Origin of the sequence: Xanthomonas arboricola pv. juglandis, from assembly GCF_905367715.1 — a bacterium.
In the GTDB taxonomy this organism is placed as follows: domain Bacteria; phylum Pseudomonadota; class Gammaproteobacteria; order Xanthomonadales; family Xanthomonadaceae; genus Xanthomonas; species Xanthomonas arboricola.
On sequence record NZ_HG999362.1, the window covers coordinates 4,127,359 to 4,152,790 of the forward strand.

The window sequence follows — 25,432 nt, forward strand, 5'->3', positions numbered from 1 at the left end:
TTGTTCGCTAAAGTGATGCGGAATCCCACAGCCGTCACGACGACGCCTCTACGAGTTCGAAATCCGCCTTGAGATCCATCATTCCCCAGAACTGCATGCCTCTGGCGACATCCAGCACGATGGCATCGTAGCGGCGATCCAGAGGCGTCAGTTCCAGGAGTGGGTCGCCACTGGAGATACCCAGGGAAACCAGGTAGTTGGCTTCGTTGAGATCCAGAGGCATGGTGAACTTGCAGACAATGACCTGTCCTGCCTTTACGGAAATCCCGGCCTGCCCACCGCTCGAAAGAAAGGAATTGGTACCGTAAAGGAACAGCCCCTCGATCGTTTTCACTAGAAACCCGGGGACAACGCTGTCGAAATCCCGGTCAAATGCAATCTTGACGTAAAACGCGGTCCTGGCGCCGCTTTCGACACGTGCGGGAAACTCCTGCCCGCCACTGGTCACCACATAATCCAGTATCCGCGCCCCGCCCTGCCCCCAGCGATGCTCGTCGGCATTGTAATACGGACGGGTATGGAAGACGTCTTCGTCGCCAGTGCCCATCTCGCGCGGCAGGTCGGTTGCCTCGGCCTGGAGCAAGGCAGGCTTCTTGCCGAAAAGTTCGTCCAGGTAGAGATTTGACACTTCACGCGACGGACCGTCGGCATGGACAGCCCCCCCCTTGATCAGGATGGCGCGGTCGCAATGCTTGACGATGTCCCCGACAGAATGACTCACAAGAATCAGAGTCATCCCTTTTTCCTTGAAGGACTGGATTCGCTTAAAGCACTTGGCCTGGAAGTATGCATCTCCTACCGACAGCGCTTCATCGACGATCAGCAGGTCCGGTCGGAACGCCGTGGCCACCGCAAAGGCAACGCGCACCTGCATTCCGCTCGAGTATGTACGCACCGGCTCGTCAAAATACTCACCGATCTCAGCAAATTCCTGTATTTCAGGCAGGACCGCCTCGATCTGCTCCAGGGTATAACCCATGAGCCCCGCAGAATGCCGGGCATTCTCGCGTCCACTCAGATCAGGATTGAAGCCCATGCCCAATTCAAGGATGGCGGCAATGCGCCCACGCCGAATGATTCGCCCTTCGGTAGGCTGCGAGGTGCCGGTAATCAATTTAAGCAGCGTGCTTTTACCAGCACCATTGCGGCCCATGATTCCGATAGACTCGCCGGGAGCGACCGAGAATCCGACATTTCTCAGGACCCAGTGCTCTTCACGGGGCTTGACCTGCAGACCGAACCAACTGGCTGCGCGCAACCACTCGCTCCCCCATACGCGATAGGACTTTCCAAGTCCTTCTACAGTCAGCATAGCGCTCATAGGGCATCCACCATTTCGGCGCTCGCGCGGCGGAAAACAATCATGGACACGGTGCAGAGGACGGCCGTCGCCACCATCAACGGCACCAAGCCCATCCATTCCGGAGAGCGCCCGTAGAGAAGCACGCCCTGATAAGCGCTGACGAGCGGGAACAGCGGATTGAGCTTGAACAGCTGCTGCGTCTGCTCTGGAAGGATATCGATGGTGTAAACGATAGGCGTCACCCAGAACATCGCCTGCAGAACGACCGGCACAACCTGCCCGATGTCACGCACGAAGACATTGAAGACGCCAAGCAGCAATCCGATCGACATCGCGAAAGCCAGCGTCAGCAGCATCAGCAGCGGCAGCCAGGCCGCCTGCGGCCCCAGGGTATGCCCCAGGATCGCGAACACGATGATGATTGCCAGGAACAGCAGAAGGTTGTTCACCATGACAGTGCCACCGGCAATGAGTGGCAGGCAGATCCGCGGGAAGGCCTGCTTCTTCATCAGATTGCCGTTATCTACGAACAATGAAACACACTTGCCAATGCATTCGGCGAACAGGGTCCAGCACAGCGTTCCGGCCATCAGGTACAGTGCGTAGGCAAACTTGTTGTTGACGCCCGGCAACTTGGCCGCCAGGACCTCAGAGAGGATCGTCGCAAAGATCAGTACCTGCATGAGCGGATGGATGATCATCCACAACGCGCCCAGCTTGCTCTGCACAAAACGCAGTCGCAGATCGTTCCTGATTGACGAGAGGATGAAATAACGGAAGGCCCATACGGACCGGATCATGTCCAACGTTGCTACCTCTGAAATCGTTCAGCACCTTGTTGAAGCCGCTGCACACAGATCGCTGCATGCCCATGAATGAGGTTACGCCGTCACCGGCGCGGTCAGTCCATGACTTCGGTTACTTCCGCAACCCGCGCCATCAGTTGCCGCGCCGCAGTGTCCGGGGAAAGTTGCAGGCGAATGTCGTCCCTCGCCACCTCACCGAGCGCGCGCGCGCGTGCTGGATCGTCGGCGAGGCGCCGCATGGCAGCAGCTGCGCTTTCAACCCGCGGCTCGGCCCAGCTGGCGCCGTCTGAATCGGGGTACCGGCCTGCAACGGCGACCAAATCGTACTCTACAAGACAGGAGTTACGACTGGTCATGAATTCCATATTGCCGGACCATCCGGTCGCGATGACGGGCTTGCCCTGCGACATGCACTCGGCCAGCCCCAGTCCGAAACCTTCTGCACGATGCAGCGAGACATACACATCGCAGCAACGCTGAAGCGCACGCACATGCGCGTTGTCGATCACTTCATCACGTAACAGGATTCGCGAATCCTGGACCACGAGTGCGAGGAGTTCACGCATGTGTTCGGGATACATATGCCCATTGCTTGACTTCAGCACGAGGCAGACGTCGTCACGACTGCGTGGGAACGCCTGCTGGAAGGCATGCACAACTGCCTGCGGGTTCTTTCTGGCGACGAAGGAATGGAAATCGAAGGTGAAAAGAAAGACGAACTTGTCTGCATCGAGCCCAAAATCATGCCGCTGCAGCCCGCTATCGCGCCTGTCGGACAATGGCAAAGGCAGCCGAATGATCGGCTTGTCTGTAATCTGCAGGAAGGCGTTTTCGATGAACCGCGAGGCCACCATGATCTCGTCCACGAGTCCGATCGCGCTCAACCAGCTCGGCGGGACTATTTCCAGCTCCCAAAACCAGCAGGCGATCACGTATTGCCCCTGCATGCGCGCGCGACCGACATGCTCGAACGCGGCCTCCAGGTAGTCGGGGTTCACAAAGACGATCGTGACCCGATGCGGCATGCACTGGTCGATAAAGCCGTCCATGCTCCGTTCCTGCCAGGAGTGTGGCAGCCCCATTTCCAGGTCATACAACGACACCGGCACCCCTGCGTTGATGAGTGCCCGCGCGTACATCCTGGCACTCTCTGCCAACCCGAATTCGCCACGGATATAGCCGAGAATATTGACACCTGCTACCGATTCGACTGCAGGCAAGGCGCCGCTGTTTTCCAGCTGCAAAGACTCGTCGCAGCCCTGCAGTGCCAGGTCCCAGGCCTCCGTTCTCTGAAAGCGCGTTTGCACCCTGGCACGGGCGGAGAGCAGTGCGGATACGCGCGCGCGCAGGCCAAGCGGAAACAATCGATAGATGCGCTGCAGCCACGGCTGCTGGCGTATCCATGACTGCATGCGCAGTCCTGCAAGCCCGGTCCGCCAGGAAGCAGAGATGCCCTGACGTTGCGGCGACGCGGTCATGGAGAACTGGATGCCTCGAGCGCCTGCGCCAAATCCCCCCGCAAATCCCCCACATCCTCAACCCCCACGCTCAGCCGCACCAGCGCATCGCTGATACCAAGCTGGTCGCGGCGGGCCACGGGGATGGAGGCATGCGTCATGACGGCGGGATGGTTGACCAGGCTTTCGACGCCGCCGAGCGATTCGGCCAGGGTGAACAGTTCAGTCTTCTCGCAAAAACGCTTGGCCGCCTCGAAGCCGCCCTTAAGCACGATCGAGACGATGCCGCCGAAGCCGGACATCTGGCGCTGGGCCAGTGCGTGCTGCGGGTGCGAGGCCAGCCCGGGGTAGATCACCTTTTCGATCGCGGGGTGGGTTTCCAGCCATTGCGCCAGCGCCAGCGCGTTCTCGCAATGCGCGCGCATGCGCAGCGGCAGAGTCTTGAGGCCGCGCAGCGCGAGGAAACTGTCGAACGGGCCTTGCACGCCGCCGATGGAGTTTTGCAGGAAGGCCAGTTGCTCGGCCAGTTCGGCGTTGTCGCCGACCACCGCGATGCCGCCGACCATGTCCGAGTGGCCGTTGAGGTACTTGGTGGCCGAGTGCACCACGATGTCGGCGCCCAGGCCGAGCGGGCGTTGCAGCATCGGCGAGGCAAAGGTGTTGTCGACCACGATCAGCAAGCCGTGCTTGCGCGCGATCGCAGCGATGGCGGCGATATTGACCAGCTTGAGCATCGGGTTGGTCGGAGTCTCGATCCACACCATCTTGGTGTCGGGGCGGATCGCGGCTTCGAAGGCGGCCGCATCGGTCAGGTCGACGAAGCTGAAATCCAGGCCGGCGGTGCGGCGACGCACCCGCTCGAACAGGCGGAAGGTGCCGCCATACAGGTCGTCCATCGCCACCACGTGGCTGCCGGCGTCCAGCAGTTCCATCACCGTGGAGGTGGCGGCCATGCCGGAGGCGAACGCGAACGCACGCGTGCCGCCTTCCAGCGACGCGACGCAGCGCTCATAGGCAAAGCGCGTGGGGTTGTGGGTACGCGAATACTCGAAGCCTTGGTGCTCGCCCGGGCTGGACTGCGCATAGGTGGACGTCGCGTAGATCGGCGGCATCACCGCCCCGGTGCTGGGGTCCGGCGACTGCCCTCCATGGATCGCCAGCGTGGCGAGCGAGAGTTCGCGCTCGCCATCGTGGCTGGGTGTGGTGCGATTGGACATGGAGGTTCCCGGAAAAAGTGGCGGATTGTAGCAAGCAGGTCTGAATGGCCGGTGCCGCGCGTCCCATCCGGGCGCGCGGCCATCTGCGATCACTGCACGCGGCGGCGCAGGTAGTTGAGCAGGTCGATGCGGGTGATCAGGCCCAGGAACTGGTTGCCGTCCATGACGATGGCGACCTGGCCGCGGTCGAACACCGGCAGCAGCGCCTCGATCGGTGAGGCGACATCCAGGCGATCGAGCTTGCTGACCATCGCGGTGGAGATCGGGTCGCGGAAGCGTGCCTCGTCGCCGTACACATGCAGCAACACGTCGCTCTCGTCGACGATGCCGACCAGCTCGCCGTCATCGATGACCGGCAGCTGCGAGACGTCGTACAGCTTCATGCGCTGGTAGGCGGTGGTCAGCAGGTCCTTCGGTCCGACCACCACGGTGTCGCGCTTGTTGTACGGGCGCAGGATCAGGTCGCGCAGGTCGCCGTGCTGCGGGCGCTCCAGGAAGCCGTTGTCCAGCATCCAGTAGTCGTTGTACATCTTGGACAGGTACTTGTTACCGGTATCGCAGACGAATACCAGCACGCGCTTGGGCGTGGTCTGCTCGCGGCAATACTTCAACGCGGCGGCCAGCAGGGTGCCGGTGGACGAGCCGCCGAGGATGCCCTCCTTGGCCAGCAGCTCGCGCGCGGTGTGGAAGCTTTCCGCGTCGGTGATCGAATAGGCCTTCTTGACCCGCGAAAAATCGGAGATGTCCGGCAGGAAGTCCTCGCCGATGCCTTCGACCAGCCAGCTGCCGGACTTCTCGCTGACCGTGCCCTCTTCGATGTACTGGGTCAGGATCGAGCCGACCGGGTCGGCCAGCACCAGCTCGGTGTGCGGCGAGGCGGTGGCGAAGGCGCGCGACAGGCCGGTCATGGTGCCGGAGCTGCCGCAGCCGAACACGATCGCGTCCAGATCGTTGTCCATCTGCGCCAGGATCTCCGGGCCGGTGCCGAATTCGTGCGCGGCCGGGTTATCCGGGTTGCCAAACTGGTTGATGAAGTAGGCGCCCGGGGTCTCGGCGGCGATCTTGGCGGCCAGGTCCTGGTAGTACTCCGGGTGGCCCTTGGCCACGTCCGAACGGGTCAGTACCACCTGGGCGCCCATGGCCTTGAGGTTGAAGATCTTCTCGCGGCTCATCTTGTCCGGCACCACCAGGATCAACCGGTAGCCCTTCTGCTGGGCGACCAGTGCCAGACCCAGGCCGGTATTGCCGGCAGTGCCTTCGACCAGGGTCGCACCCGGGGTGAGGTCGCCACGCTGTTCGGCCGCCTCGATCATCGACAGGCCGATGCGGTCCTTGATCGATCCGCCGGGGTTGGCCGCCTCCAGCTTGAGGAACAGCTCGCAGACGCCGGTGTCCAGGTGCTGTGCCTTGACGATCGGCGTGTTGCCGATCAGTTCGAGTACGGAGGAATGGATCGCCATCGGAATATCGTCACTGCGTCGCGCGGGGCTTGGCCGCCCATTATCCGACGAACGGCTGGGGAATGCTCATTCAGACTGGAACCGATCGCGCCGGCCCGTGAACGGGCGGGCTCAGCCAGCGCTGCGTCACTACCACCGGCCTGACTGCGCGGTCGCCAGACGGGCATCGCGCCCTGCTGCCAGGCGCGTGACACGCAGATGCGCAAATTAAAGACGCGGACGGTGGCAAGCCGACGAGGAGGCCGCCACCGCCCGCGGCGGTGAACTTGTTCTAGCGGTGGGGAAGGATCAGTGGGTGAGCTGGTCGTACATCCGGGTGAGCTTTTCTTTCGCCTGCAACTTCTCGCGCTTCATCTGGCCCAAGGTTACGTCGTCGATGGGGAGCACCCCGAGTTCGGCATCCATGCATTTCTTGTTCAAGAGCTTGTGGCGTTGGTACAGCTGCTTGAACTCGGGATCGGACTTGACCAATGCGTCGATTTCGGTCTGCGGTTGCCCTTCGAACATGGCGTTACCTCCTTCACTTGAAACACTTAAAACAAGAACGCCCCGGCCGCGGGCGGCACGGGGCGCTGCTTGGGGATGGAAGACTCGCGGATCACAATGGCAAGCGCACTGGCGGAACCAAAAAGCTGTCCACCGAACTGCGTTGATACGTGCCCTTGCGTCACTGGCCCGGCCCTCCGTACTTCCAGGCAGCGGAGTGCTGCCCGGGAGTACGACCCTACGCCGGTCGCGGAGGGGGTTCAAGGCCAGAGCGGCTGCTTTTGCCGTTCCCTGCCTCAATCAGTGACCGCGGTTCAACCAGGCGTCATGCCCGGGTTAAAAGACCTTAACTTCCAACCACTTGCATTACGGCGAGACAACCACCTCCGCAGCGCGCGTCTTGCTGGCGGCGGCCTTGGTGCCATTGACCTGCAGCCGTGCGCTGGCAACACCGGCAGCCACCAGGGCATCGCGTAACGCTTCGGCCCGCTTCTTGGCGGTGGCCGCATCGCTGTCGTAGCCGACGATGCTGACCCGGCCTTTCTTGCCGATGTTCAGATACTCGGCCAGTGCCTTGGCCTGCCCCGCGGCATCGCCGGACAGCGCGGCCTTGCCACCGAAGGCGCCACTACCCAGCGAAAACACTTCGCCGCGGCTGTCGAACTTGGCGGACGGCAACTTGGCTCCGGCCACCAGCTCGGCTTCTTCATGCGCCAGTTGCACCGCTTTTTGCTGGGCCGCATTGAGCTTGGCGGTCTGCTTGCCGGCCACGCTGGTCAGCGCCAGCTCGGCGTCCTGACGGGCCAGGGTCTCCTGTTCGGCCGCCTGACGCATGCGCTCGGCCTCCTCGGCCTGGATCTGCGCCTGCACGCGCAGACGCTCGGCTTCCTGGCGCGCGCGCGAGGCGTCACGGCGGCTGGCTTCGATCAGCAGGTCGTTGCGAGTGCCTTCCAATCGATCCAGCTCGCGCCGCGCCAGTGCGGTGCGGGCAGTGAGTTCGGCGATTTCGACCCGGCGGTCGGCCAAAAACACCAGCTCGTCGCGGTCGCGCCGCTTGGCCTCGGCCAGCGCCGCCACGCTCTGCTGCGCCTGCAGCCGCTCGAAGCGGGCCAGTTCATTGGTCTGCGGGTCATTCTGCAGCGCGGCCAGGCGCCGGTTGAGCGCGTCGGCCTGGGGGTCGTCCTTGGCCGCCATTGCCAGCAACGGCAGGGTGCCCAGGCTCAGCACACCGAGATAAAGAAGCGGGCGCAGTTTCATCGGCCGGCCTCCCCAGTGTTGAGGCTGTTCTGCAGTTGCGCCACTTCCTTGCGCCGCTGTTCCAGCTGGGCGGTGACCACCGCCTCTTCGCTGCGCGCCTTGGCCAGATCGGCGTCAGCCGCTGCGCGCAAGGCGATCTGTGGCACCTGCTTGCGCTGGCGCTTGTCCAGTTGAGCCTGCTGGGCCTGCATCAGTTCCTGGCGGGCCAGATTGACCAGATCAGGGGCGTACTGGTCGGCATCGGCCTGGGTGGCGCGTTGCACGGCCTGTTCGGCGGCGGTGAGCTCCGGTGCCACCTGGGCGGCAGCCGGAGAGGAAAGAACCATGAAACAGGCGATGCCATACAGGGATCGCCGCAAGTATGCGAAGCTAGCCGTCATTAGGGGAGCCGTAGCGAGAAGTCTCGAGCACGGCCATTGTCGGAAGCCTGCGGCGGACTTGCAACGAGACGCTGCCGTTTGTTGGGGAACCATTGCGCATGGATATCGGCTACTTCCTGAAGCTGATGACCGAAAAGAATGCCTCGGACATGTTCTTGACCACCGGCGCACCGGTGTACATCAAGATCGAAGGCAAGCTCTACCCGCTCGGCAATACGGGGTTGCCGCCGGGAATGGTCAAGAAAATCGCTTATTCATTGATGGACGAAGGCCAGGTACCGCAGTTCGAGCGCGAGCTGGAGCTCAACATGGCCATTGCCCTGTCCGACGCCGGGCGCTTCCGCGTGAACGTGTTCAAGCAGCGCGGCGAGGTGGGCATGGTGATCCGCGCCATCCGCAGCCGGATCCCCAGCATCGAAGAGCTCAACCTGCCGCAGGTGCTCAAGGACGTCATCATGACCCCGCGCGGGCTGGTGCTGGTGGTCGGCTCGACCGGCTCAGGCAAGTCGACCTCGCTGGCCTCAATGATCGACCACCGCAACAGCACCACTACCGGGCACATCCTCACCATCGAGGACCCGATCGAATATCTGCACAAGCACAAGATGTCGATCGTGAACCAGCGCGAGGTGGGCCTGGACACGCACGCCTTCCAGAGCGCGCTGAAAAACGCGATGCGCGAGGCGCCGGACGTGATCCTGATCGGCGAGATCCTGGATGCCGAGACCATGGAGGCGGCGATCGCCTTCGCCGAGACCGGCCACCTGTGCCTGGCGACGCTGCACTCCAACAATGCCGACCAGACCATCGAGCGCATCCTCAACTTCTTCCCCGAGAGCGCGCACAAGAACGTGCTGATGAACCTGGCGCTGAACCTGCGCGCCGTGGTGTCGTTGCGCCTGGTCAAGGGTGTGGACGGACGCCGCCGGCCTGCGACCGAAGTGCTGCTCAACACGCCGATGATCCGCGACCTGCTGCGCCGCGGCCAGGTGCACGAGGTCAAGCAGGCGATGGAGGAATCGCTGGAAGAAGGCATGCAGACCTTCGACCAATGCCTGTTCCGCATGGTCAAGTCCGGCGAAATCGAGCAGGAGGAAGCGCTGCGCGCGGCCGACTCGCGCGATGGCCTGGCGCTGAAGTTCCGCCTGTCCGAGGGCGGTTCCGGCGAGCACGACCCGTACGCGGATTACGAAACGGCAGCGGCACCGAAGATCAGCCACGGCTTTATCTGATCGTCGGCAGGTGCGCGCGGTTGCCGCGCACTTGCCCGGAGCGACGGGTGCGCATGTCCGTTGCCGGTGTACGAGCGGTGCGCATGTTGGGGACAGCGCAGCGGCTAGCTCCGATCAACCCATGAGTGCCGCCGAGCGCGGCCGATGCCCAGTGCGCGGAGACCGCGCGCCGGCTGCGCGCCACCCGGCCAACCGACAACCGCTCGCTACCGGCACCTGCCCTGCCCGGGCTGCGAGTTCAACGCGGATGCGTCACGCACCAGGCAAAGGCCTGCCGCCGATCAGGCCGGCACCGCGTCGGCCTGCATTTCCGGCCGCGCCGCCGCGAATGCCGGCAATGCCAGGCAGGCCTGTTCGATACGTTGCAGGATCGGATACGCCGTCAGATCGACGTCGAAACGGCGCGCGTTGTAGAGCTGCGGAATCAGCACGCAATCGGCCAGGCCCGGCGTGTCGCCGTGGCAGAACGTGCCGGCATGCGGGTCACCGGCCAACTGCGCTTCCAGCGCCGCAAAGCCACGCTGCATCCAGTGCCGTGTCCATTGCTGGCGCTGCGCGGCATCCCGTCGCCATTCGCGCTCGAAAAACTGGGTGACGCGCAGGTTGTTGAGCGGATGCACGTCGCAGGCGATCACCTGCGCCAGGGCGCGCACGCGGGCGCGCTCGGCCGGCGCGGCGGGCAGCAGCCGCGCGCTGTCCGGGAACGCGTCTTCCAGATATTCCAGGATCGCCAGCGACTGCGGAATCACCACCGCGCCATGCCGCAACGTGGGCACCAGTTCCTGCGGGTTGAGCTGCGCGTAGGCGGGTGCATGCTGCTCGCCGCCGTCGCGCACCAGATGCACCGGATGCGCGAGGTAGGCCAGCGCCTTCAGGTACAGGCCGATGCGCACGCGATACGCGGCACTGGAACGCCAGTACGAGAACAATTCCAGTGGCGCGCTCATGCCGTGCCCCTTGTACGGTGTTGTGCAGATGCCTGCGACGGCGTCATGGCAGCGGCTGACGTTCGACGCGCTGTTCGATCGCACCGAAAATGCTGGCGCCATCGGCAGCGAACATCTCGATCCGCACCACGTCGCCGAAGGACAGGAACGGCGTGCTCGGGGTGCCGTCGCGCAGGGTTTCCACCACGCGCTGCTCGGCAAAGCACGAGGCGCCCAGCGTGGTGTCCTGGTTGGCGATGGTGCCGGAGCCGACGATGGTGCCGGCCGAAAGCGGCCGCGTCCTGGCGGCGTGGGCGATCAGCTGGGCGAAGTCGAACTGCATGTCGTTGCCGGCTTCCGGCGCGCCGAACCAGGCGCCATTGACGTGGGTGACCAGCGGCAGGTGCACCTTGTTGTCGCGCCATGCCTCGTCCAGTTCATCCACGGTGACGAACACCGGCGACAGCGCCGAGCGCGGTTTGGATTGCACGAAGCCGAAGCCCTTGGCGAGCTCGGCCGGGATCAGGTTGCGCAGCGACACGTCGTTGACCAGGCCGACCAGCTGGATATGCGCGGCGGCCTGCTCGGGCGAGGCGCCCATCGGCACATCGTCGGTGATCACCACCAGCTCGGCTTCCAGATCGATGCCGTGGTCTTCGCTGATCACCTTGATCGCATCGCGCGGGCCGTAGAACCCGGCGCTGGTGGCCTGGTACATCAGCGGGTCGGTGTAGAAGCTTTCCGGCACCTCGGCATTGCGCGCACGGCGCACGCGCTCCACGTGCGGCAGGTAGGCGCTGCCGTCGACGAACTCGTAGGCGCGCGGCAACGGTGCGGCCAGCGCCTGCAGATCCAGATCGAACACGCCATCGGCGCTGCCCTCGTTGAGCGAGGCCGACAAGGCATTCAGACGCGGCGCGACATTGCTCCAGTCTTCCAGCGCGCGCTGCAGCGTGGGCGCGATGCCGGTGGCGCGGACCGCGGTGCGCAGGTCGCGCGCGACCACGATCAGGCAGCCATCGCGGCCGCCTTCCTTCAGGGAACCTAGCTTCATGACCGTCCTGTGCTGTGGCTGATCGGTCGATTGTACGGCCTGCCGCAACAGTGGTTGCAACTGAAACAACTGACCCGTAGCCCAACCGATGAACTCGCCTTTTGTGCAGCGCGCCAAACGCGCGTACACTGGCCCGGTCTGCATGCGGCCGTCCGTTTCCCTTAGGGACAGCCGGCGAGGCCAGGATCGATCGATCCGCTCGCCCGCCCCACCCGACGCCTTTCGTGGTGCCGACAAACCCATCGCTTCTTGATTGGGTTGTTCCACCATCTCGCAGCGCGGTTCACGGGAACGCTCCGAGCCTCACTTTTTTGCATCTGCAATGCGTTTGCGCTCCGGGCCTGGCCTGGCGGCGACGCTTTACTTGGAGCTTCCTGATGTCTTTTGAATCCCTGGGCCTGGCGCCCTTCCTGCTGCGCGCATTGGCCGAGCAGGGTTACGAAACCCCCACTGCGATCCAGCAGCAGGCCATCCCGCTGGTGTTGGCAGGGCATGACCTGCTGGCCGGCGCACAGACCGGTACCGGCAAGACCGCCGCGTTCGGCCTGCCGCTGCTGCAGCACCTGGGCACCTCACCGCAGCCGGTCAACGGCCCGCGCAAGCCGCGCGCGCTGATCCTGACCCCCACCCGCGAGCTGGCCACCCAGGTGCACGACAGCCTGCGCGGCTACAGCAAGTACCTGCGCATCCCGAGCGCGGTGATCTACGGCGGCGTGGGCATGGGCAACCAGTTGGACACCCTGCGTCGCGGCGTGGACCTGCTGATCGCCTGCCCGGGCCGGCTGATCGACCATATCGAGCGTCGCAGCGTGGACCTGTCCGGCATCGAAGTGCTGATCCTGGACGAAGCCGATCGCATGCTCGACATGGGCTTCCTGCCGTCGATCAAGCGCATCCTGACCAAGCTGCCGCGCCAGGACCGTCAGACCCTGCTGTTCTCGGCAACGTTCGAAGAGAACATCAAGCAGCTGGCGCTGGAGTTCATGCGCAACCCGATGCAGATCCAGGTCACCCCGAGCAACACCGTGGCCGAGAGCATCACCCACCGCGTGCACCCGGTCGATGGCGCGCGCAAGCGCGACCTGCTGCTGCACCTGCTGGCGCAGGACAGCCGCGAGCAGACCCTGGTGTTTGCCCGCACCAAGCACGGCAGCGACAAGCTGGCGTTGTTCCTGGAGAAGTCCGGCATCAAGACCGCGGCGATCCACGGCAACAAGAGCCAGGGCCAGCGCATGCGCGCGCTGAGCGACTTCAAGGCCGGCCGCGTGACCGTGCTGGTGGCCACCGATATCGCCGCGCGCGGCATCGACATCGACCAGCTGCCCAAGGTCATCAACTACGACCTGCCGATGGTGGCCGAGGATTACGTGCACCGCATCGGCCGCACCGGCCGTAACGGTTCCACCGGCGAGGCGATCTCGCTGGTGGCGCAGGACGAAGCCAAGCTGCTGCGCCAGATCGTGCGCATGCTGGGCCGCGACGTGGAAATCCGCGACGTGCCGGGCTACGAGCCGCAGACCCCGATCCGTTGGGGCAATAGCGCGCCGGGCCGTGCCGAGCAGCCGGGTGGCGATCGCGCCCCGCGCAAGAGCCACGCCCGTCGTCCGCATGGCGATGCACCGCGTCAGGCGCATGCGCATGCCGGCCCGAAGAAGCCGGGCGGCCAGCGCAGCAGCGGTCCGCGTCAGGCCGGTGTTGCCGCCGGTGCCGGCGCAGGCCGTCGCGATGGTGGCCGTGGCGGTCAGCGTCCGAGCAGTACGCGCTGACTCCTGTGCGCCGGTGCGACCGGCGCAGGTCTGCGTTGAACTGAAAGAAAAAGCCGCCCTTCGGGGCGGCTTTTTTGTGGGCGCAGTTCAGGCGATACGCGTGATGCAGCGCGAAGGAGATGGCGCCCGAGCCTCGTGCGTGCCATCCCAAGATGGCCGCAGTTATACAGCGATCCCTAGGAATGACGGGTGGCTGCGCAAGCAACCACCGTTCGTTGCTCGCCTAGCCTTCGATCAACGCCGTATTGCGATCGATCGCCTCGCGATACCGATCCAGCACCGCGGCGGTCTGCACGATGTAGGCGCTCAGATCCTCCCAGCGCCGGTCTTCCAGCGCTTCGCGGATGCCGGGCAAGGTCTTGACCTCGTATCCGGTGGCCAGGCCGGGCGCGTAGATCAGGTTCCGGTACCACGGCCGCCCCGGCAGACCGCCTTCGGCCAGCAGGGTCTGGTCGATGCGCTGCAGCGAGGCATTGAGCGTGCCGCGCACACGTGCATCCAACCCGACGCCGCGCGATGCCAGCGCATCGTCATAGCGTCTGGCACTGGTTTGCAGGCGAGTAATGGCCTGATCCAGTGCGGCAAAGTCGATCTGCGGCACCGCGGCTTTCGGCTCGGGGGCTAGTTGCGGCCGATTCGGGTTATCGATGGCGGCATAGGCACCGGCCTGCAACAACTCGGCCTGGGTGCGGGCGGCAGTGCGGTCGCTGTCGGCCTGCTGCTTGAGCTCCTGCGCGTAGCCGGCCACCGCGTCGGCGAAGTCGCCGAAGCGTTGCGGCAACACCGGCGCGTTGGCGACGCGCAGCACCGTGCGGCCGACCGTCTGCGACAACAACGGCAGATAGCTAAAGTCCGGGTCGATATAGCGCGCGAAGTAATCGTAGGAGTCGTACAGCGAGTGATAGACACCGCTGCCGCCGCCCTGCCCGCCATAGCCCAGATCCAGCGTGGTCAGCCCCAGATGCTGCAGGAACGGGCTGTAGTCGCTGCCCGAGCCCAGCGCCTTCAGCGGCACGTCGCCGCCGGCCGCGAGCTGCTTGGCAATGTCTTTTTGCGCCGGCTTGGCGGTGGGCGCCAGCGCGTCGATGCGGGCACGGGCGCGTTGCCGTTCGAGCACGCTCACGCCGCTGTCGGGGTCGCGCAGATCCGCCGCCACGCCGTTGACCAGGCGTTGCAGCGCATGGCTGCCGCCGGCATTGAGAAAGCCGCGCCCGTTGCCGTCGGTATTGACGTACAGCACCGCCTTGCGGCGCAGTTCGTCGGCGTGCTGTTCGGCCCACTCGGTGGAGCCGAGCAGGCCGGCCTCCTCGCCGTCCCAACTGGCGTAGACGAGCGTGCGCTTGGGGCGCTGCCCCTGCCTGGCCAGCTCGCCGATCGCCTTGGCTTCGGCCAGCAAGGCGGTGGTACCCGAGAGCGGATCGGCCGCACCGAACACCCAGCCGTCGCGGTGATTGCCGCGCACCACCCACTGGTCCGGATACTCGCTGCCACGCAGGGTGGCGATGACGTTGTAGATGGTCTTGCTGCCCCACTCCGCATCCACCTTGAGATGCACGCGCGCGGTGTCGTCGCCGCCGATGCGGTAGGTGATCGGCAGCGCGCCACGCCAGTCCTCCGGTGCCACCGGCCCGCCCAGCGCGGCCAGCAAGGGCTGCGCATCGCCCCAACTGATCGGCAGGGTCGGGATCTTCAACACGCTGCCGGCCTGGTCGATCTTCAGGCGTTTGGCGCCCTTGCTGGCGCCGACGCCCGGGGTCAGCGGATCGCCGGGATAGATCGCGAAATTGGCAACCGAGCCGCGTTGTACGCTCCATTGGTTGCGCGCCGGGCCATCCGGATACGCCCGATCCTGAAAATAACCGTCGTCGCGCGGATCGGAATAGATGATCGCGCCGATGGCGCCATGCTCCTGCGCCAGCCGCGGCTTGAGCCCACGCCAGCCCTTGCCGTAGCGGGCGATGACGATCTTGCCGCGCACATCCACGCCGTTACGCGCCAGCGCTTCGTAGTCTTCGGCGATGCCGTAATTGACGTAGACAAGATCGCCGGTGACATCGCCGTTGCCGCCGTAGATCACATACGGCGGCAGCACGTTCTCGGTCTGGGTGGAGGTGCTGTCGCCCGGCAGCGGCGGCTCCTTCAGACGCGCGACATACGGCTTGGCCCCGAGCAATTCCAGCTGCGAGCTCCTGGGCGAGGGCCACAGCACCTGGAAGGTTTCGATGCGCGCATCCCACCCGTAGCCGCGCAGGCGGTATTGCAGATCGCGGGCGTTTTCCAGGTTGTGCGGCGAGCCAACGTGATTGGGCGCCGACGCCCATTGCTTCAACCAGCCGCGATAATCGGCGTCTTTCAGGCCGCTATCGAAACGCGCTTCCAGCGCGCGCTGCGCCTGTGCGGCAGCGGCGTCATAACCCGGAAGCGCGGCGGGTTGGGCCGCAGGCTGGGCAGCGAGGCAAGGTGCGACAAAGGCCAGGGCGAGCAGCCAGGCATGCTGCGAAGATGTCATAGGGGTTCCTTGAGAGTGTCCGGGGGCGAACGGCGATCGGGTTGAGACAGCACGCTGGAGCACGCACGCACCATCGCACGGGCGTGCATGGGCCGTGCGTATGCCGGTCAGAATCGATAGTCCAGGCCCACGGTGAAATAACGCCCGCGCAGGTCGTACTGGGTGAAGTCGTAAGGCGCACGAATGCCCGGGAACGAGGCATCGACCGGCGGTTGCTTGTCGGCCAGGTTCTCGATCTTGGCGTACAGGGTGAGCTTGTCGATGCCGGTGTAACCCAGATACAGGTCGAACTGGTTGTAGTCGCCCACGCGCGACTGCACGGCACTGGCCGCGGCGCTGGCCTTCTGGTCGTAGCCGCCGGTGTAGTACCAGGTCAGTGCGGCGCTGACGGTGCCCAGGTTCCAGTCCAGCGTGGTGGTGGCCTTGTTGCGTGGCAGCGACGGGCCGAGATTGCTGCCGGCGTAATCCTGCAACGGGCCACCGACCACGGTGGGACGGCGGTAATCGCGCACATGGGTGTAGGCGGTATTGAGCCCGAAGTTGCCGGCCGCCTCGGTGCGCCAGCGCTGACGCAGTTCGACATCGATCCCCGAGGTCGTCAGCTCGCTGAGATTCTGGTAGCGGTTGTACACCGCCACCAACGTGCCGCGCTCGTTGCGGATCACGTCGGCCGGGTCGTTGTTCTGCACGATGGTGGCGTTGTTGCCGGTGCCGACCAGATTCTCCAGTTCGATCTTGTACCAGTCCACGCTCAGGCTGGTGTCGGCCCACGGCGACAGCACCACGCCCAGGTTGTAGCTGCGCGTGCGCTCGGGTTCGAGCGCGGTGTTGCCGACGGTGAAGAAAGTCGGGTTCTGGCGCGAGCCCGGCACGTCCGGATCGAACGGGTCGACCACCGAGCCGTAGGAGATATTGGTGCTGGCCGCATTCTCCGACAACGACGGTGCGCGAAATCCGCGCGAGGCGGCCGCGCGTACCAGCACGGCGTCCAGCGGCTGCCAGCGCAGGCTGGCCTTGGGCGAAAACGCCTCGCCGAAATCGCTGTAGTGATCGCCGCGCCCGGCCAGCTGCAGTTCCAGCGATTGCAGCAGCGGCAGGTTGACCTCGGCATACAGCGCCGACACCCTGCGCTCGCCATCCACCGCGGCAATCGCGGGGCGGATCTGCAGGCCCTGGTCGATCTGCCAGGGATTGCGCGAGACCAGCTCCTCCTGCCGCCACTCGGCGCCGGCGGCGAACCCGACGCTGCCGGCCGGCAGCTCGAACAGGTTGCCGGACACCTTGGCGTCGACGCCGCGCAGCGTCGATTGCGCCGGGCGCAGCGTGCTGAGGTTGATGCCGTCGATCACCGACTGCGGCGTGGCGGACGGGTCGAGCAGGTTGTAGCTGCCGTCAGCCAGCGCCTGCGCCAGCGTGAAGCGGTTGGCGAAACCACCGGACACGGTTTCGTGCTCGGTGCTGCGTGCGGCGAACGCAGCCGCCTCCCAATCCCAGCGTTCGGTCTTGCCGCGCACGCCGCCGAGAAAGCGGTAGGACTGCGAGCGATTGGTTTTGACTGTCTGGCCCAGGTCGAAGAAGGTGTATTCGATCGGCACCGAGGTGCCGTACGGGTTGTACGGGCTGGAGGCCGGCAACAGGTTGGACACCGGCTCGGCCAGCCCGCTGCTGGCGTTCAAGGCGAAGCGGCCGCCTTCCAGGGTGAAGTACGGGCTGGAGCCGAAGATCGACACGCCCTTGACCTCGCTGTAGAGCGCCTCGCCGAACGCTTCGACATTGTCGCTGAGCCGGAAGGTGGCGTTGGTGTAGGCCTGATAGCGCTTGGTCGAGGGAATCAGCGTGGTGAACGGGGCCTGGTTGAAGCCGCAGGTGTCGCCGGCCAGGCCGTCGATCGGCGCGCTGGCGGTCAGCACGGTGCCGGCGGGGCAGTTGCCTTGCGCATCCAGCATCGGCACCGAGCGGCCGCCGACCAGATAGCGCGCGCCCTTGGCCGACCAGCCGTTCCAGCGCCCGCCGGGCAGGTCGGTGTAGATGCCCGAGCGAGTCAGCGCGCGCTGGTCCTGATCCAGCCGGTCGCGGTTATAGGCGTCGAAACTGAAAAGGATGTTGTAACCGTCGCGGTCAAGATCGCCGATGCCGCCGATGAACTTGGCGCGCTGGGTATCCATGCCGCCCTGATCGGAGGTGCCGCCACTCAGACCCAGCTCGGCGCCCTGGAAATCCTGGCGGGTGATGATGTTGACAACCCCGGCCACCGCGTCGGAGCCGTACACGGCAGAGGCACCGTCCTTGAGCACTTCGATGCGTTCCACCGCCACCAGCGGCAGTGCATTGAGGTTGACGAAGGTGTCGCCCAGCCCATTGGCGGGAAAGCCGTAGTTGGCCAGGCGGCGTCCGTTGAGCAGCACCAGGGTGTTCTTCTGCGACAGCCCGCGCAGGCCGATGCCCGCCGAGCCGGACGCCCAGCCGTTGTTGGTGGTTTCGTTGGTGGCGTTGCCGGTGTTGGCCGAGATCGAGCGCAGCGCGTCGGCCACGGTGACCTTGCCGGACTGCTCCAGCTGCTGGCGGTCGATCACCTGCACCGGGTTCGGGCCTTCGCTGTCGGTGCGCTTGATATTGGAGCCGGTGACGCTGACGGTGGCCAGGGTCTTGCCCGTGTCGGGTGTCGCGTCGTCGGCATGAGCAAGGGGAATCAGCGCCGACAGAACGGCAGCAGACAGCAGATAAGGCATCGGGCGCTTCACGCACGGCATCCATGAATGGGGGTTTTGCAGTGGGCCATGCGCAATCGATTAACAAAAATTACAGATCTGCATAGAGATATGACGCGCCGTGACACACGCCGCTGGCCGGACGCGGTAGAGCGCGCATCGCACTTTGTGCGGGCGACCGGGCGCGGCGCTCCGGCGCAACGCGACCACCCCGCGTTGCGGATGCCACGCCAGGGCGCAGATACGGCTGTGTCGCCGCGATCGGGTCAGCCCGGCAGGCACCGGCGCACTTACAATGGCGCGCATGGATATCTTCAAAGTCTTTACGCTCGAAGCCGCGCACCGGCTTCCCAATGTGCCGCCCGGCCACAAGTGCGCCCGCCTGCACGGGCATTCGTTCCGGGTCGAGCTGCATGTCAGCGGCGAACCCGGTGCCGAGACCGGCTGGATCATGGATTTCGGCGACATCAAGGCCGCCTTCCAGCCGATCTACGACCGCCTGGACCACCACTACCTCAACGACATCGAGGGGCTGGAAAACCCGACCAGCGAGCGGCTGGCGATCTGGATCTGGGACCAGCTCAAGCCGGCGCTGCCGCAGCTGAGCGAGATCGTGGTGCATGAAACCTGCACCTCCGGCTGCCGCTATCGCGGCTGATCGCGCAGCGCAGTGGTGTGACGCAAGGCCGCCTCCAGGGCGGTCTTGCCGTTTCTACGGCACGGATAATGGATTGATTTCAAAACGCTTAGCAGGCGATTTCGGAAATTTTCAGCAAACGTGTTGCATCGCAGCAATATCCGCGTATGCTGCAACGCAACAACGGTCACAGCCTTCCCCAAGGGGTTCGCAATGTCGGCGCAGTTCGAAAACGGCTTCAACAGCTTTGCTTCTGCAGCGGCACGCGCCAACCAGTTGGCGATGGAACACGCGGAAAACGCGTTTGGCCTGCAGCTGAAGACGCTCGAACGCAACGTCAGTGCGACCACCAGCTTCTTCGGTGAGTTTGCCCAGGCCCGCGACCTTGGCGCCTACCAGACGCTCTGGCCGAAGGGGCTGCAACTGGCCCGCGACAACCTGGAACGGCTGGCTTCGGTGAATCAGGAAGTGGTTGGACTGGGATTGAAGGCATCCGATGCGCTCGGCCAACTGGCCAAGCAGCAGTTCGAGGCCAACAGCGAGCAGGCCGCCAAAGGCAAGACCCGGCGCACGTAAGCGCCAACAAAAAATTCAGCGTCTTTGCATGGGTCCCTCCCCCCATGCAATCCGGCCCGACAGATCCCTCCCTCTGTCGGGCTTTTTTATTGTCTGCGCATTGCGCGTGCTACCGATTTGACCAGGTGGTATCACGGCGCGGCGCAGGTGCACTGGAAACGCCGGGACGCAGGGCGAGTCCCCGGCGGCGCGCAAGGCTGGGACGGCATCTGGCGATCCGCGTCGCAGTGACGCGGCCGCCAGACCGCCAACGTCACTCAGACCGGCACGTGCAGCCCCAGCGACTGCGCCGCGGCATCGGCGCCCGGCCGCCAGGCGATGCGGCCCCAGCACGGCATCGCCAGGCGCTGGCGCAGCATGCCGATGTTCTCCTCGATGCGCTCCATCTGCGGGTCGACCTCGTTGGCGATCCAGCCGATGCAGTCCAGCCCGTCGGCAGCGATCGCCGCAGCGCTCAGGCGCGCGTGGTTGATGCAGCCCAGCCGGATGCCGACCACCAGCACCACGGGCAGCTTGAGCGCACGTACCAGATCGGCCTGGTCCAGATCGGCGCTCAAGGGCGCGGCCCAGCCGCCGACGCCTTCCACCACCACCACCTCGGCCTGCGCGCGCAATTGCGCGAAAGCCTGGGCGATCGGTTCCAGCGACAGGGTCACGCCGACATCGGCGGCGGCCAGTTCCGGCGCCAGCGGTGCCGGCAAGGCATAGGGATTGAGGGTGGCGTAGTCGGGTTGCGGGGCGCTGGCGGCCTGCAGCGCCAGCGCGTCCTCGTTGCGCCAGCCCTGCGGCGTGTGCTCGCAACCGCTGGCCACCGGCTTCATGCCGACCGCCGTGTGGCCCTGTCTGCGCAGTGCGTGCAGCAGCGCGGTGCTGGCCATGGTCTTGCCGATGCCGGTGTCGGTGCCGGTGACATACAACGCCGGAAACTGCATGCGTGTGTTCCTGCGGCCGCGCCGCGGTTGCCGTGGGGCGCGCAGCATAGCGTGCGGATCCGAACGCGCGGCTGAGTCGCAATGCCGCTGCGGATGGCCGCTGCTAAACTTCGGCCATGTTCGCAACCTCTTCGCTGACCGGCAGCAAGCCGGAACAATACGCCCAGCTCACCGCCCAGGCCCAGGCCCTGGTGCATGGCGAGCCGGACCGGATCGCCAATGCCGCCAACCTGGCCGCACTGATCTTCAATGCGTTGCCGTCGCTCAACTGGGCCGGCTTCTATTTCTACGACGGCCGCGAGCTGGTGGTGGGGCCGTTCCAGGGCTTGCCGGCCTGCGTGCGCATTCCGCTGGACAAGGGCGTGTGCGGCGCGGCTGCCAGTACCCGGCAGAGTCAGCGCATTGCCGACGTGGATGCCTTCCCCGGGCATATCGCCTGCGATTCGGCCTCGCGCTCGGAGCTGGTGATTCCGCTGGTCAGGGGCGATGCGCTGATCGGCGTGCTGGATCTGGACAGCCCGGAGCTGGATCGCTTCGACGCCGACGATCAGCGCGGCCTGGAAGCCATTGCCCAGGTCTTTGTCGGCGCGCTGACGTGACCACCGAACGGCTGCGCAACATCGGCCCGAAAAGTGCGGCGTGGCTGCGCCAGGTCGGCCTGCGCACGCAGCAGGATCTGCAGGCGGTGGGCGCGGTGGGCGCATTCGTCAAAGTGCGCCGCGCCGGCTTCAAGCCCAGCCTCAACCTGCTGTATTCGCTGGAAGGCGCGTTGACCGACTGCCATTGGCAGGACGTGCCGGAAGCGCGCCGACATGCCTTGCTGGCCGAATACGAGGCGGCCAGTGCGCTGTTGCCGGTGCGCGGCCGCGCGGTCGGTGGGCCGGTGGAAACCGTGCACTACGCACGCGCCGACAACGACGATACGCACGGTGAGATGGGCGAAGCAGACGACGACACTGCGGACTTGAGTGACACGCGCGACGACTGAGGGTCTACACCGAGGTGTCACCGCTGCATGCGTGCGGCATCAACACTGCGATCCGCAGCAGCGTGCTTGTCGAGCGGGTTCTCCTCGAACGCCTGCTTGATGGGATGTCATCGACGCGTCGCTGCATCCCGCAACGTTGGCGCAAGCGATGCGCCCAACGTCTGGCCATGGCTGAGGCCTGGCAGCGGTTGATAGTCGGCGGTGAGGCCGGGTAACGACGACAGCAGCGCAACGAGACGTTGTGCGGCCTGTGGATCTGCGCGCGGCCGCCCCGGACGATCCGGTTTTGCATTGTTCGCTGGTGGTCCGCCCTCGCCTGCCATCAGCGTCAGCCGACGCCTGGATGGCTGCGTGCCTGCCTCCCGTGCGTGGTCGACCACACGCTGCGCCTGCTGGACGATAAACCCATCGCCCCACCACAGCGACGGGTCGACCGCGACGTAGTGCTGGAACAGCTGCGGCTGCGTCAGCAACACCTGCAGCACGAACAATCCACCATACGAATGGCCCCACAGCGTCTGCCGCTGACGGTCCACCGCCACGCGCGCTTCCACCTGCGGGCGAATGCGTGTTGCGATCAGCTGCGCGAACGCCGCCGCACCGCCGGTTCTGCGCTGCGGGTCGAGCGGATCGGTTTCCACCCGCCCGTCGCTGTAGCGCGCAGGCGTGTAGTCCAGGCTGCGCCCCACCGCATCGATGCGCAATGCGCTGTCGTCGGCGATGAACACCAGCACCGGCGCATCGCCGTGGGTGGTCAGGCTGTCGAGCAGGCGCTCATCCAGCTCCATCAGCGCGGCATTGCCATCCAGCAGATACACCACCGGATGTCCCGCAGCCGGCGGCGCAGCTTTGGGGGTGGCGATGCGCACGCGGTAATGGCGCTGGCCATCGGCCGAATCCAGGCGCAACGCGCTGAACACATACGAGGCACTGGGACGATCGGCGACGGTGCTGCCGATCGTGCGGCTCAGGTCCGGCTGTGCGAACGCCGGCACAGCGCCGGCGATCCACATCAGCGCAGCGGCACACGCAAGCCGCCAACGATGCTGTCGGGTCATTGCACTCTCCTGTTGCGGCGCGCACGTTCGCGCGCGGCGCCGCATCGCTGTCAGAAACCGAAACTCAGGCTCGCCCAAAACGCGCGACCGGGTTCGTTGTAGGTGGCTGCACCCGCCGCGCCGCCGGTGTTATTGGTGCCTTCGCGGAACAGACGGGTGTCGAACAGATTGTCCACACCGACGCCCACGCTGACCTTGCGGGTGATCCGGTAACGCGCACTGACGCCCCACAGGTCATAGGGGTCGCGCGAGTCGGGCGCGATGGCGCCGCCACTGGTGCTCGATTGCGTGGCCGACTCCTGCTTGCCGTAGAAGGTCCCGGTGAGCAGCAGCGACAAGGCCTGGGTCGGCTGCCAATCCAGCGTGGTGTTGACGGTGTATTCGGGGATCACCGACAGCGGCTGATCGGTCGCGGTGTTCTTGTTCTCGATCATGTAGGTGACATTGGTGTTCCACTTCAGCTCGCGGCCCTGCTCGCCCAGCAGCGGCAACGTGAGATTGCCTTCCACGCCCTGCACGATCGCTTCCGATGCGTTGGTTCACTGGAACACCTGCCCGCGCCGGTCGACGGTGACACCGACCGGCGTCATACCGGCGACGATCTTGTTGTCGTAGGCGTTGTGGAAGTACGTCAACGAGGCATGGTGACCGGTTTGCGGTGCCCACTCGATGCCGATCTCCTTGTTGATGCTGGTCTCCGGATCGAGGTTGTCGTTGCCCTGGATATAGCAGCCCGAGCCAAGATTGGGGAACAGCACCGGGCAGCCATTGCCACGTGTGTAATACAGATAATTGGCGTTGGACTGGTACAGGTTGGGCGCCTTGAAGGCGCGCGCGATGCCGCCCTTGAGCAACCAGTCGTCGCTGAGTTTGTACTGCACGTTGAGGCTGGGGCTGAGGTTGTTGCCAAACTGGCTGTGGTGATCCAGCCGCACACCTGGCGTCAGCGTCAGCCGCTCGCTGGCGTAGATGTTGTCTTCCAGATACACCGCACTGAGCGTGGCCTCGCTGCGCGGGCTGCGCGTGCCGTTGGCAAGGCCGGGAAAGCCGCCGCCGGCGCTCACCGTCTGCGACATCGAATACGCATCGCTGAGGCGACTCTGGCGGCGCTCGAAGCCCAGCGTCAGTACCTGCTCGGCCCAGGCCTGCAACGGCATGTTGAACTCGCCGTCGATGTTGAGATTGTCGAGCGTGGCGGTGGAATTGAGCAGGCTGGCGGCAATGGAGCCTTCCGGGCCGCCGGCCAGGCCTTCGTTAAGGCGGGTATTGTCGGTGCCTTCATAGGCGGCGGTGAGGCGCGAGGTGCCGAGCGCCCAGGTGCCGCGATGGGTCAGCGAGGCGGTGCGGCGGATCATGGTGTTGGTTTCGCTGCCGAACAGAGCGCCCAGATCGGCACCGGCCAGGCCATCGGCGCTGACCGCACGATCACCGGCGTACAGATTGCCCTGGCGGCTGAAGCCGGCATCGAGTTCGATCACCTGGCCTTCCATCGGATCCCAGCGCAGCAGGCCATTGATGTCCTTGTTGCGCACGCCCTCGCGCCCGGCCGGCGGCACCGCGGCGGCACTGCTGGCAAAGCGGCGATTGAGTTCCAGCGAATCCGGATCGGTTTTATTGAGATTGCCGTAGAGGCGGAACGAGAACGTGTCGCTCAGCGGCCCGCTGAGCTGGAAGCCGGCACGCTGGCCACCGCCTTCGGCACTGTGCTGCGGCACCAGGCCGAACACCGTCATCGAGCCGGTCAGATCGCCGGTGGGCTTCTTGGTGATGATGTTGACCACACCGCCGGAGGCACCGGAGCCGTAACGTGCCGCGGCCGGGCCGCGCAGCACTTCGATACGCTCCACCGCTTCGGCCGGTACCCAGTTGGTGTCGCCGCGCGTATTGCGCTCGCCGCTGCGGCCCATGCGCACCGCATCGCGCGATCCCACCGGCTTACCGTCGACCAGGATCAGCGTGTTTTCCGGGCCCATGCCGCGCAGATCGATCTGGCGGTTATTGCCGTACTGGCCGGAGGCGCTGTTGCCGGTGAGGTTGACGCCCGGCATGGTGCGCAGCAACTGCGACAGATCGTTTACCGGCGGACGCCTCTCGATGTCTTCGGCGGTGATCACCGATGAGCCCAACGCTTGCCGTGCGATCTGCGCGGCGGTGACGTGCACGGTGTCCAGCGACTGCGGCTCGGCTGCAACCTCTTCGGCGGATGCGCTGCAGATGCAGCTGCCGCAACCGAGAGCAATGGCCAGCACCATCTGACGGTGGGACAACACGGGACGACGTGCAGGCGCAGACATCCATGACCGGCGTGATGCGGACATTCTCAAACCTCTCGACAGGAGATGGACCTCTGGCGACGGCTTGAGGTGACACGGTGGGGTGATGCATGCAGCGCCGCGCCCGACGCGCGTGCGCGGCGCTGACGCAGTCAAACTTGTCCGCGTATTCTACACAAATGCGATTCATTCTCAAATCGGAACGCTGCGCTGGCATGGCCGCACGCAGGCATTGCCGCTTCCGGCAGCGCTGACGTCACCAAGGACGCGCACCGGTGGGGAACTGTGCGCGTTAGCTGGCCGACGAGGCGACCAGCGTGCGAAAGACCTTCATTTAAGGCGACAAACGCCGCCAGCCGACGGTGGTGTTGGTTGCTTCACCGCCGTGTGGACGACGCCCGCACCCG

At 65.3% G+C, this 25,432-nt stretch carries 20 protein-coding genes and 1 pseudogene; 6 read left to right on the plus strand and 15 right to left on the minus strand.

The window, feature by feature from the left end; genetic code table 11:
- Positions 1 to 34: 34 nt before the first annotated feature.
- From KHN93_RS17685 to KHN93_RS17720, 8 genes are all read right to left on the minus strand, one after another.
- A complete protein-coding gene (locus KHN93_RS17685; protein ID WP_104560079.1) occupies positions 35 to 1,321 on the minus strand; it encodes an ABC transporter ATP-binding protein in 1,287 nt (428 codons plus the stop codon).
- Positions 1,318 to 2,103 carry an ABC transporter permease gene (locus KHN93_RS17690; RefSeq protein ID WP_181141871.1) on the minus strand — a complete coding sequence of 262 codons (786 nt, stop codon included), beginning with the start codon at positions 2,101 to 2,103 and terminating at the stop codon, positions 1,318 to 1,320. The genes KHN93_RS17685 and KHN93_RS17690 overlap by 4 nt, the downstream gene beginning before the upstream one ends.
- A 101-nt stretch (positions 2,104 to 2,204) precedes the next feature.
- Positions 2,205 to 3,587, minus strand: a complete 1,383-nt coding sequence (locus KHN93_RS17695) for a glycosyltransferase family 4 protein (protein WP_104560081.1) — start codon at positions 3,585 to 3,587, stop codon at positions 2,205 to 2,207.
- Positions 3,584 to 4,783, minus strand: a complete 1,200-nt coding sequence (locus KHN93_RS17700; RefSeq protein WP_211920933.1) for a cystathionine gamma-synthase — start codon at positions 4,781 to 4,783, stop codon at positions 3,584 to 3,586. Before KHN93_RS17700 ends, KHN93_RS17695 begins: the two co-directional genes overlap by 4 nt.
- 89 nt (positions 4,784 to 4,872) lie before the next feature.
- Entirely contained in the window at positions 4,873 to 6,243 is a 1,371-nt protein-coding gene (locus KHN93_RS17705) for a pyridoxal-phosphate dependent enzyme (RefSeq protein ID WP_039513649.1), read from the minus strand.
- Between the two features lie 288 nt (positions 6,244 to 6,531).
- Positions 6,532 to 6,750, minus strand: a complete 219-nt coding sequence (locus KHN93_RS17710) for an HP1242/YdcH family protein (RefSeq protein ID WP_002814034.1) — start codon at positions 6,748 to 6,750, stop codon at positions 6,532 to 6,534.
- Between the two features lie 345 nt (positions 6,751 to 7,095).
- Positions 7,096 to 7,986 (minus strand): coiled-coil domain-containing protein, encoded by an 891-nt coding sequence (locus KHN93_RS17715; RefSeq protein WP_211920935.1) that lies wholly within the window; start codon positions 7,984 to 7,986, stop codon positions 7,096 to 7,098.
- On the minus strand, positions 7,983 to 8,366 hold the full coding sequence (locus KHN93_RS17720; protein WP_039525328.1) for a DUF4398 domain-containing protein: 384 nt from the start codon (positions 8,364 to 8,366) through the stop codon (positions 7,983 to 7,985). Before KHN93_RS17720 ends, KHN93_RS17715 begins: the two co-directional genes overlap by 4 nt.
- A gap of 98 nt (positions 8,367 to 8,464) precedes the next feature.
- Here KHN93_RS17720 and KHN93_RS17725 point away from each other — a divergent pair, with 98 nt between their 5' ends.
- Positions 8,465 to 9,598: a PilT/PilU family type 4a pilus ATPase gene (locus KHN93_RS17725; RefSeq protein ID WP_016900968.1), complete on the plus strand. Its 1,134-nt coding sequence runs from the start codon at positions 8,465 to 8,467 to the stop codon at positions 9,596 to 9,598.
- A gap of 281 nt (positions 9,599 to 9,879) precedes the next feature.
- On the opposite strand, the gene maiA is transcribed toward KHN93_RS17725, so the two are convergent.
- Entirely contained in the window at positions 9,880 to 10,545 is a 666-nt protein-coding gene (gene maiA, locus KHN93_RS17730; RefSeq protein ID WP_211920937.1) for a maleylacetoacetate isomerase, read from the minus strand.
- Positions 10,546 to 10,588: 43 nt separating this feature from the next.
- Entirely contained in the window at positions 10,589 to 11,647 is a 1,059-nt protein-coding gene (locus KHN93_RS17735) for a fumarylacetoacetate hydrolase family protein (protein ID WP_184231353.1), read from the minus strand.
- Positions 11,648 to 11,955: 308 nt separating this feature from the next.
- Between KHN93_RS17735 and KHN93_RS17740 the strand changes: the two genes are divergently transcribed.
- Positions 11,956 to 13,344 carry a DEAD/DEAH box helicase gene (locus KHN93_RS17740; protein ID WP_024938371.1) on the plus strand — a complete coding sequence of 463 codons (1,389 nt, stop codon included), beginning with the start codon at positions 11,956 to 11,958 and terminating at the stop codon, positions 13,342 to 13,344.
- A 223-nt stretch (positions 13,345 to 13,567) separates the two neighbouring features.
- Here KHN93_RS17740 and KHN93_RS17745 read toward each other — a convergent pair whose 3' ends face one another.
- Both KHN93_RS17745 and KHN93_RS17750 read right to left on the minus strand, forming a co-directional pair.
- The gene (locus tag KHN93_RS17745; protein ID WP_211920940.1) at positions 13,568 to 15,853 is read right to left on the minus strand and encodes a transferrin receptor-like dimerization domain-containing protein; all 2,286 of its coding nucleotides are present in this window, start codon (positions 15,851 to 15,853) and stop codon (positions 13,568 to 13,570) included.
- A gap of 107 nt (positions 15,854 to 15,960) precedes the next feature.
- Positions 15,961 to 18,582 carry a TonB-dependent receptor plug domain-containing protein gene (locus KHN93_RS17750; RefSeq protein ID WP_206515361.1) on the minus strand — a complete coding sequence of 874 codons (2,622 nt, stop codon included), beginning with the start codon at positions 18,580 to 18,582 and terminating at the stop codon, positions 15,961 to 15,963.
- A 283-nt stretch (positions 18,583 to 18,865) separates the two neighbouring features.
- Here KHN93_RS17750 and queD point away from each other — a divergent pair, with 283 nt between their 5' ends.
- On the plus strand, positions 18,866 to 19,219 hold the full coding sequence (gene queD / locus KHN93_RS17755) for a 6-carboxytetrahydropterin synthase QueD (protein WP_024938374.1): 354 nt from the start codon (positions 18,866 to 18,868) through the stop codon (positions 19,217 to 19,219).
- Positions 19,220 to 19,411: 192 nt separating this feature from the next.
- The gene (locus tag KHN93_RS17760) at positions 19,412 to 19,774 is read left to right on the plus strand and encodes a phasin family protein (RefSeq protein WP_039518815.1); all 363 of its coding nucleotides are present in this window, start codon (positions 19,412 to 19,414) and stop codon (positions 19,772 to 19,774) included.
- Positions 19,775 to 20,031: 257 nt separating this feature from the next.
- Here KHN93_RS17760 and bioD read toward each other — a convergent pair whose 3' ends face one another.
- The gene (bioD, locus tag KHN93_RS17765) at positions 20,032 to 20,706 is read right to left on the minus strand and encodes a dethiobiotin synthase (RefSeq protein ID WP_104599972.1); all 675 of its coding nucleotides are present in this window, start codon (positions 20,704 to 20,706) and stop codon (positions 20,032 to 20,034) included.
- 116 nt (positions 20,707 to 20,822) lie between these two features.
- Here bioD and KHN93_RS17770 point away from each other — a divergent pair, with 116 nt between their 5' ends.
- Entirely contained in the window at positions 20,823 to 21,305 is a 483-nt protein-coding gene (locus KHN93_RS17770; protein WP_054592358.1) for a GAF domain-containing protein, read from the plus strand.
- Positions 21,302 to 21,694: a TfoX/Sxy family protein gene (locus KHN93_RS17775; protein ID WP_104589375.1), complete on the plus strand. Its 393-nt coding sequence runs from the start codon at positions 21,302 to 21,304 to the stop codon at positions 21,692 to 21,694. The genes KHN93_RS17770 and KHN93_RS17775 overlap by 4 nt, the downstream gene beginning before the upstream one ends.
- Before the next feature lie 107 nt (positions 21,695 to 21,801).
- Here KHN93_RS17775 and KHN93_RS17780 read toward each other — a convergent pair whose 3' ends face one another.
- Positions 21,802 to 22,707 (minus strand): alpha/beta hydrolase, encoded by a 906-nt coding sequence (locus KHN93_RS17780; RefSeq protein ID WP_127158854.1) that lies wholly within the window; start codon positions 22,705 to 22,707, stop codon positions 21,802 to 21,804.
- A gap of 95 nt (positions 22,708 to 22,802) precedes the next feature.
- Positions 22,803 to 25,019: pseudogene (locus KHN93_RS17785) on the minus strand (TonB-dependent siderophore receptor).
- Positions 25,020 to 25,432: the final 413 nt, after the last annotated feature.

Coding starts and splice junctions, on each gene's coding strand:
- KHN93_RS17715 (WP_211920935.1), bottom strand. CDS start 7,986: ATGAAACTGCGCCCGCTTCTTTATCTCGGTGTGCTGAGCCTGGGCACC.
- maiA (WP_211920937.1), bottom strand. CDS start 10,545: ATGAGCGCGCCACTGGAATTGTTCTCGTACTGGCGTTCCAGTGCCGCG.
- KHN93_RS17690 (WP_181141871.1), bottom strand. CDS start 2,103: ATGATCCGGTCCGTATGGGCCTTCCGTTATTTCATCCTCTCGTCAATC.
- KHN93_RS17780 (WP_127158854.1), bottom strand. CDS start 22,707: ATGTGGATCGCCGGCGCTGTGCCGGCGTTCGCACAGCCGGACCTGAGC.
- KHN93_RS17760 (WP_039518815.1), top strand. CDS start 19,412: ATGTCGGCGCAGTTCGAAAACGGCTTCAACAGCTTTGCTTCTGCAGCG.
- KHN93_RS17685 (WP_104560079.1), bottom strand. CDS start 1,321: ATGAGCGCTATGCTGACTGTAGAAGGACTTGGAAAGTCCTATCGCGTA.
- bioD (WP_104599972.1), bottom strand. CDS start 20,706: ATGCAGTTTCCGGCGTTGTATGTCACCGGCACCGACACCGGCATCGGC.
- KHN93_RS17695 (WP_104560081.1), bottom strand. CDS start 3,587: ATGACCGCGTCGCCGCAACGTCAGGGCATCTCTGCTTCCTGGCGGACC.
- KHN93_RS17710 (WP_002814034.1), bottom strand. CDS start 6,750: ATGTTCGAAGGGCAACCGCAGACCGAAATCGACGCATTGGTCAAGTCC.
- KHN93_RS17750 (WP_206515361.1), bottom strand. CDS start 18,582: ATGCCTTATCTGCTGTCTGCTGCCGTTCTGTCGGCGCTGATTCCCCTT.
- KHN93_RS17720 (WP_039525328.1), bottom strand. CDS start 8,366: ATGACGGCTAGCTTCGCATACTTGCGGCGATCCCTGTATGGCATCGCC.
- KHN93_RS17745 (WP_211920940.1), bottom strand. CDS start 15,853: ATGACATCTTCGCAGCATGCCTGGCTGCTCGCCCTGGCCTTTGTCGCA.
- KHN93_RS17705 (WP_039513649.1), bottom strand. CDS start 6,243: ATGGCGATCCATTCCTCCGTACTCGAACTGATCGGCAACACGCCGATC.
- KHN93_RS17740 (WP_024938371.1), top strand. CDS start 11,956: ATGTCTTTTGAATCCCTGGGCCTGGCGCCCTTCCTGCTGCGCGCATTG.
- KHN93_RS17725 (WP_016900968.1), top strand. CDS start 8,465: ATGGATATCGGCTACTTCCTGAAGCTGATGACCGAAAAGAATGCCTCG.
- queD (WP_024938374.1), top strand. CDS start 18,866: ATGGATATCTTCAAAGTCTTTACGCTCGAAGCCGCGCACCGGCTTCCC.
- KHN93_RS17700 (WP_211920933.1), bottom strand. CDS start 4,783: ATGTCCAATCGCACCACACCCAGCCACGATGGCGAGCGCGAACTCTCG.
- KHN93_RS17770 (WP_054592358.1), top strand. CDS start 20,823: ATGTTCGCAACCTCTTCGCTGACCGGCAGCAAGCCGGAACAATACGCC.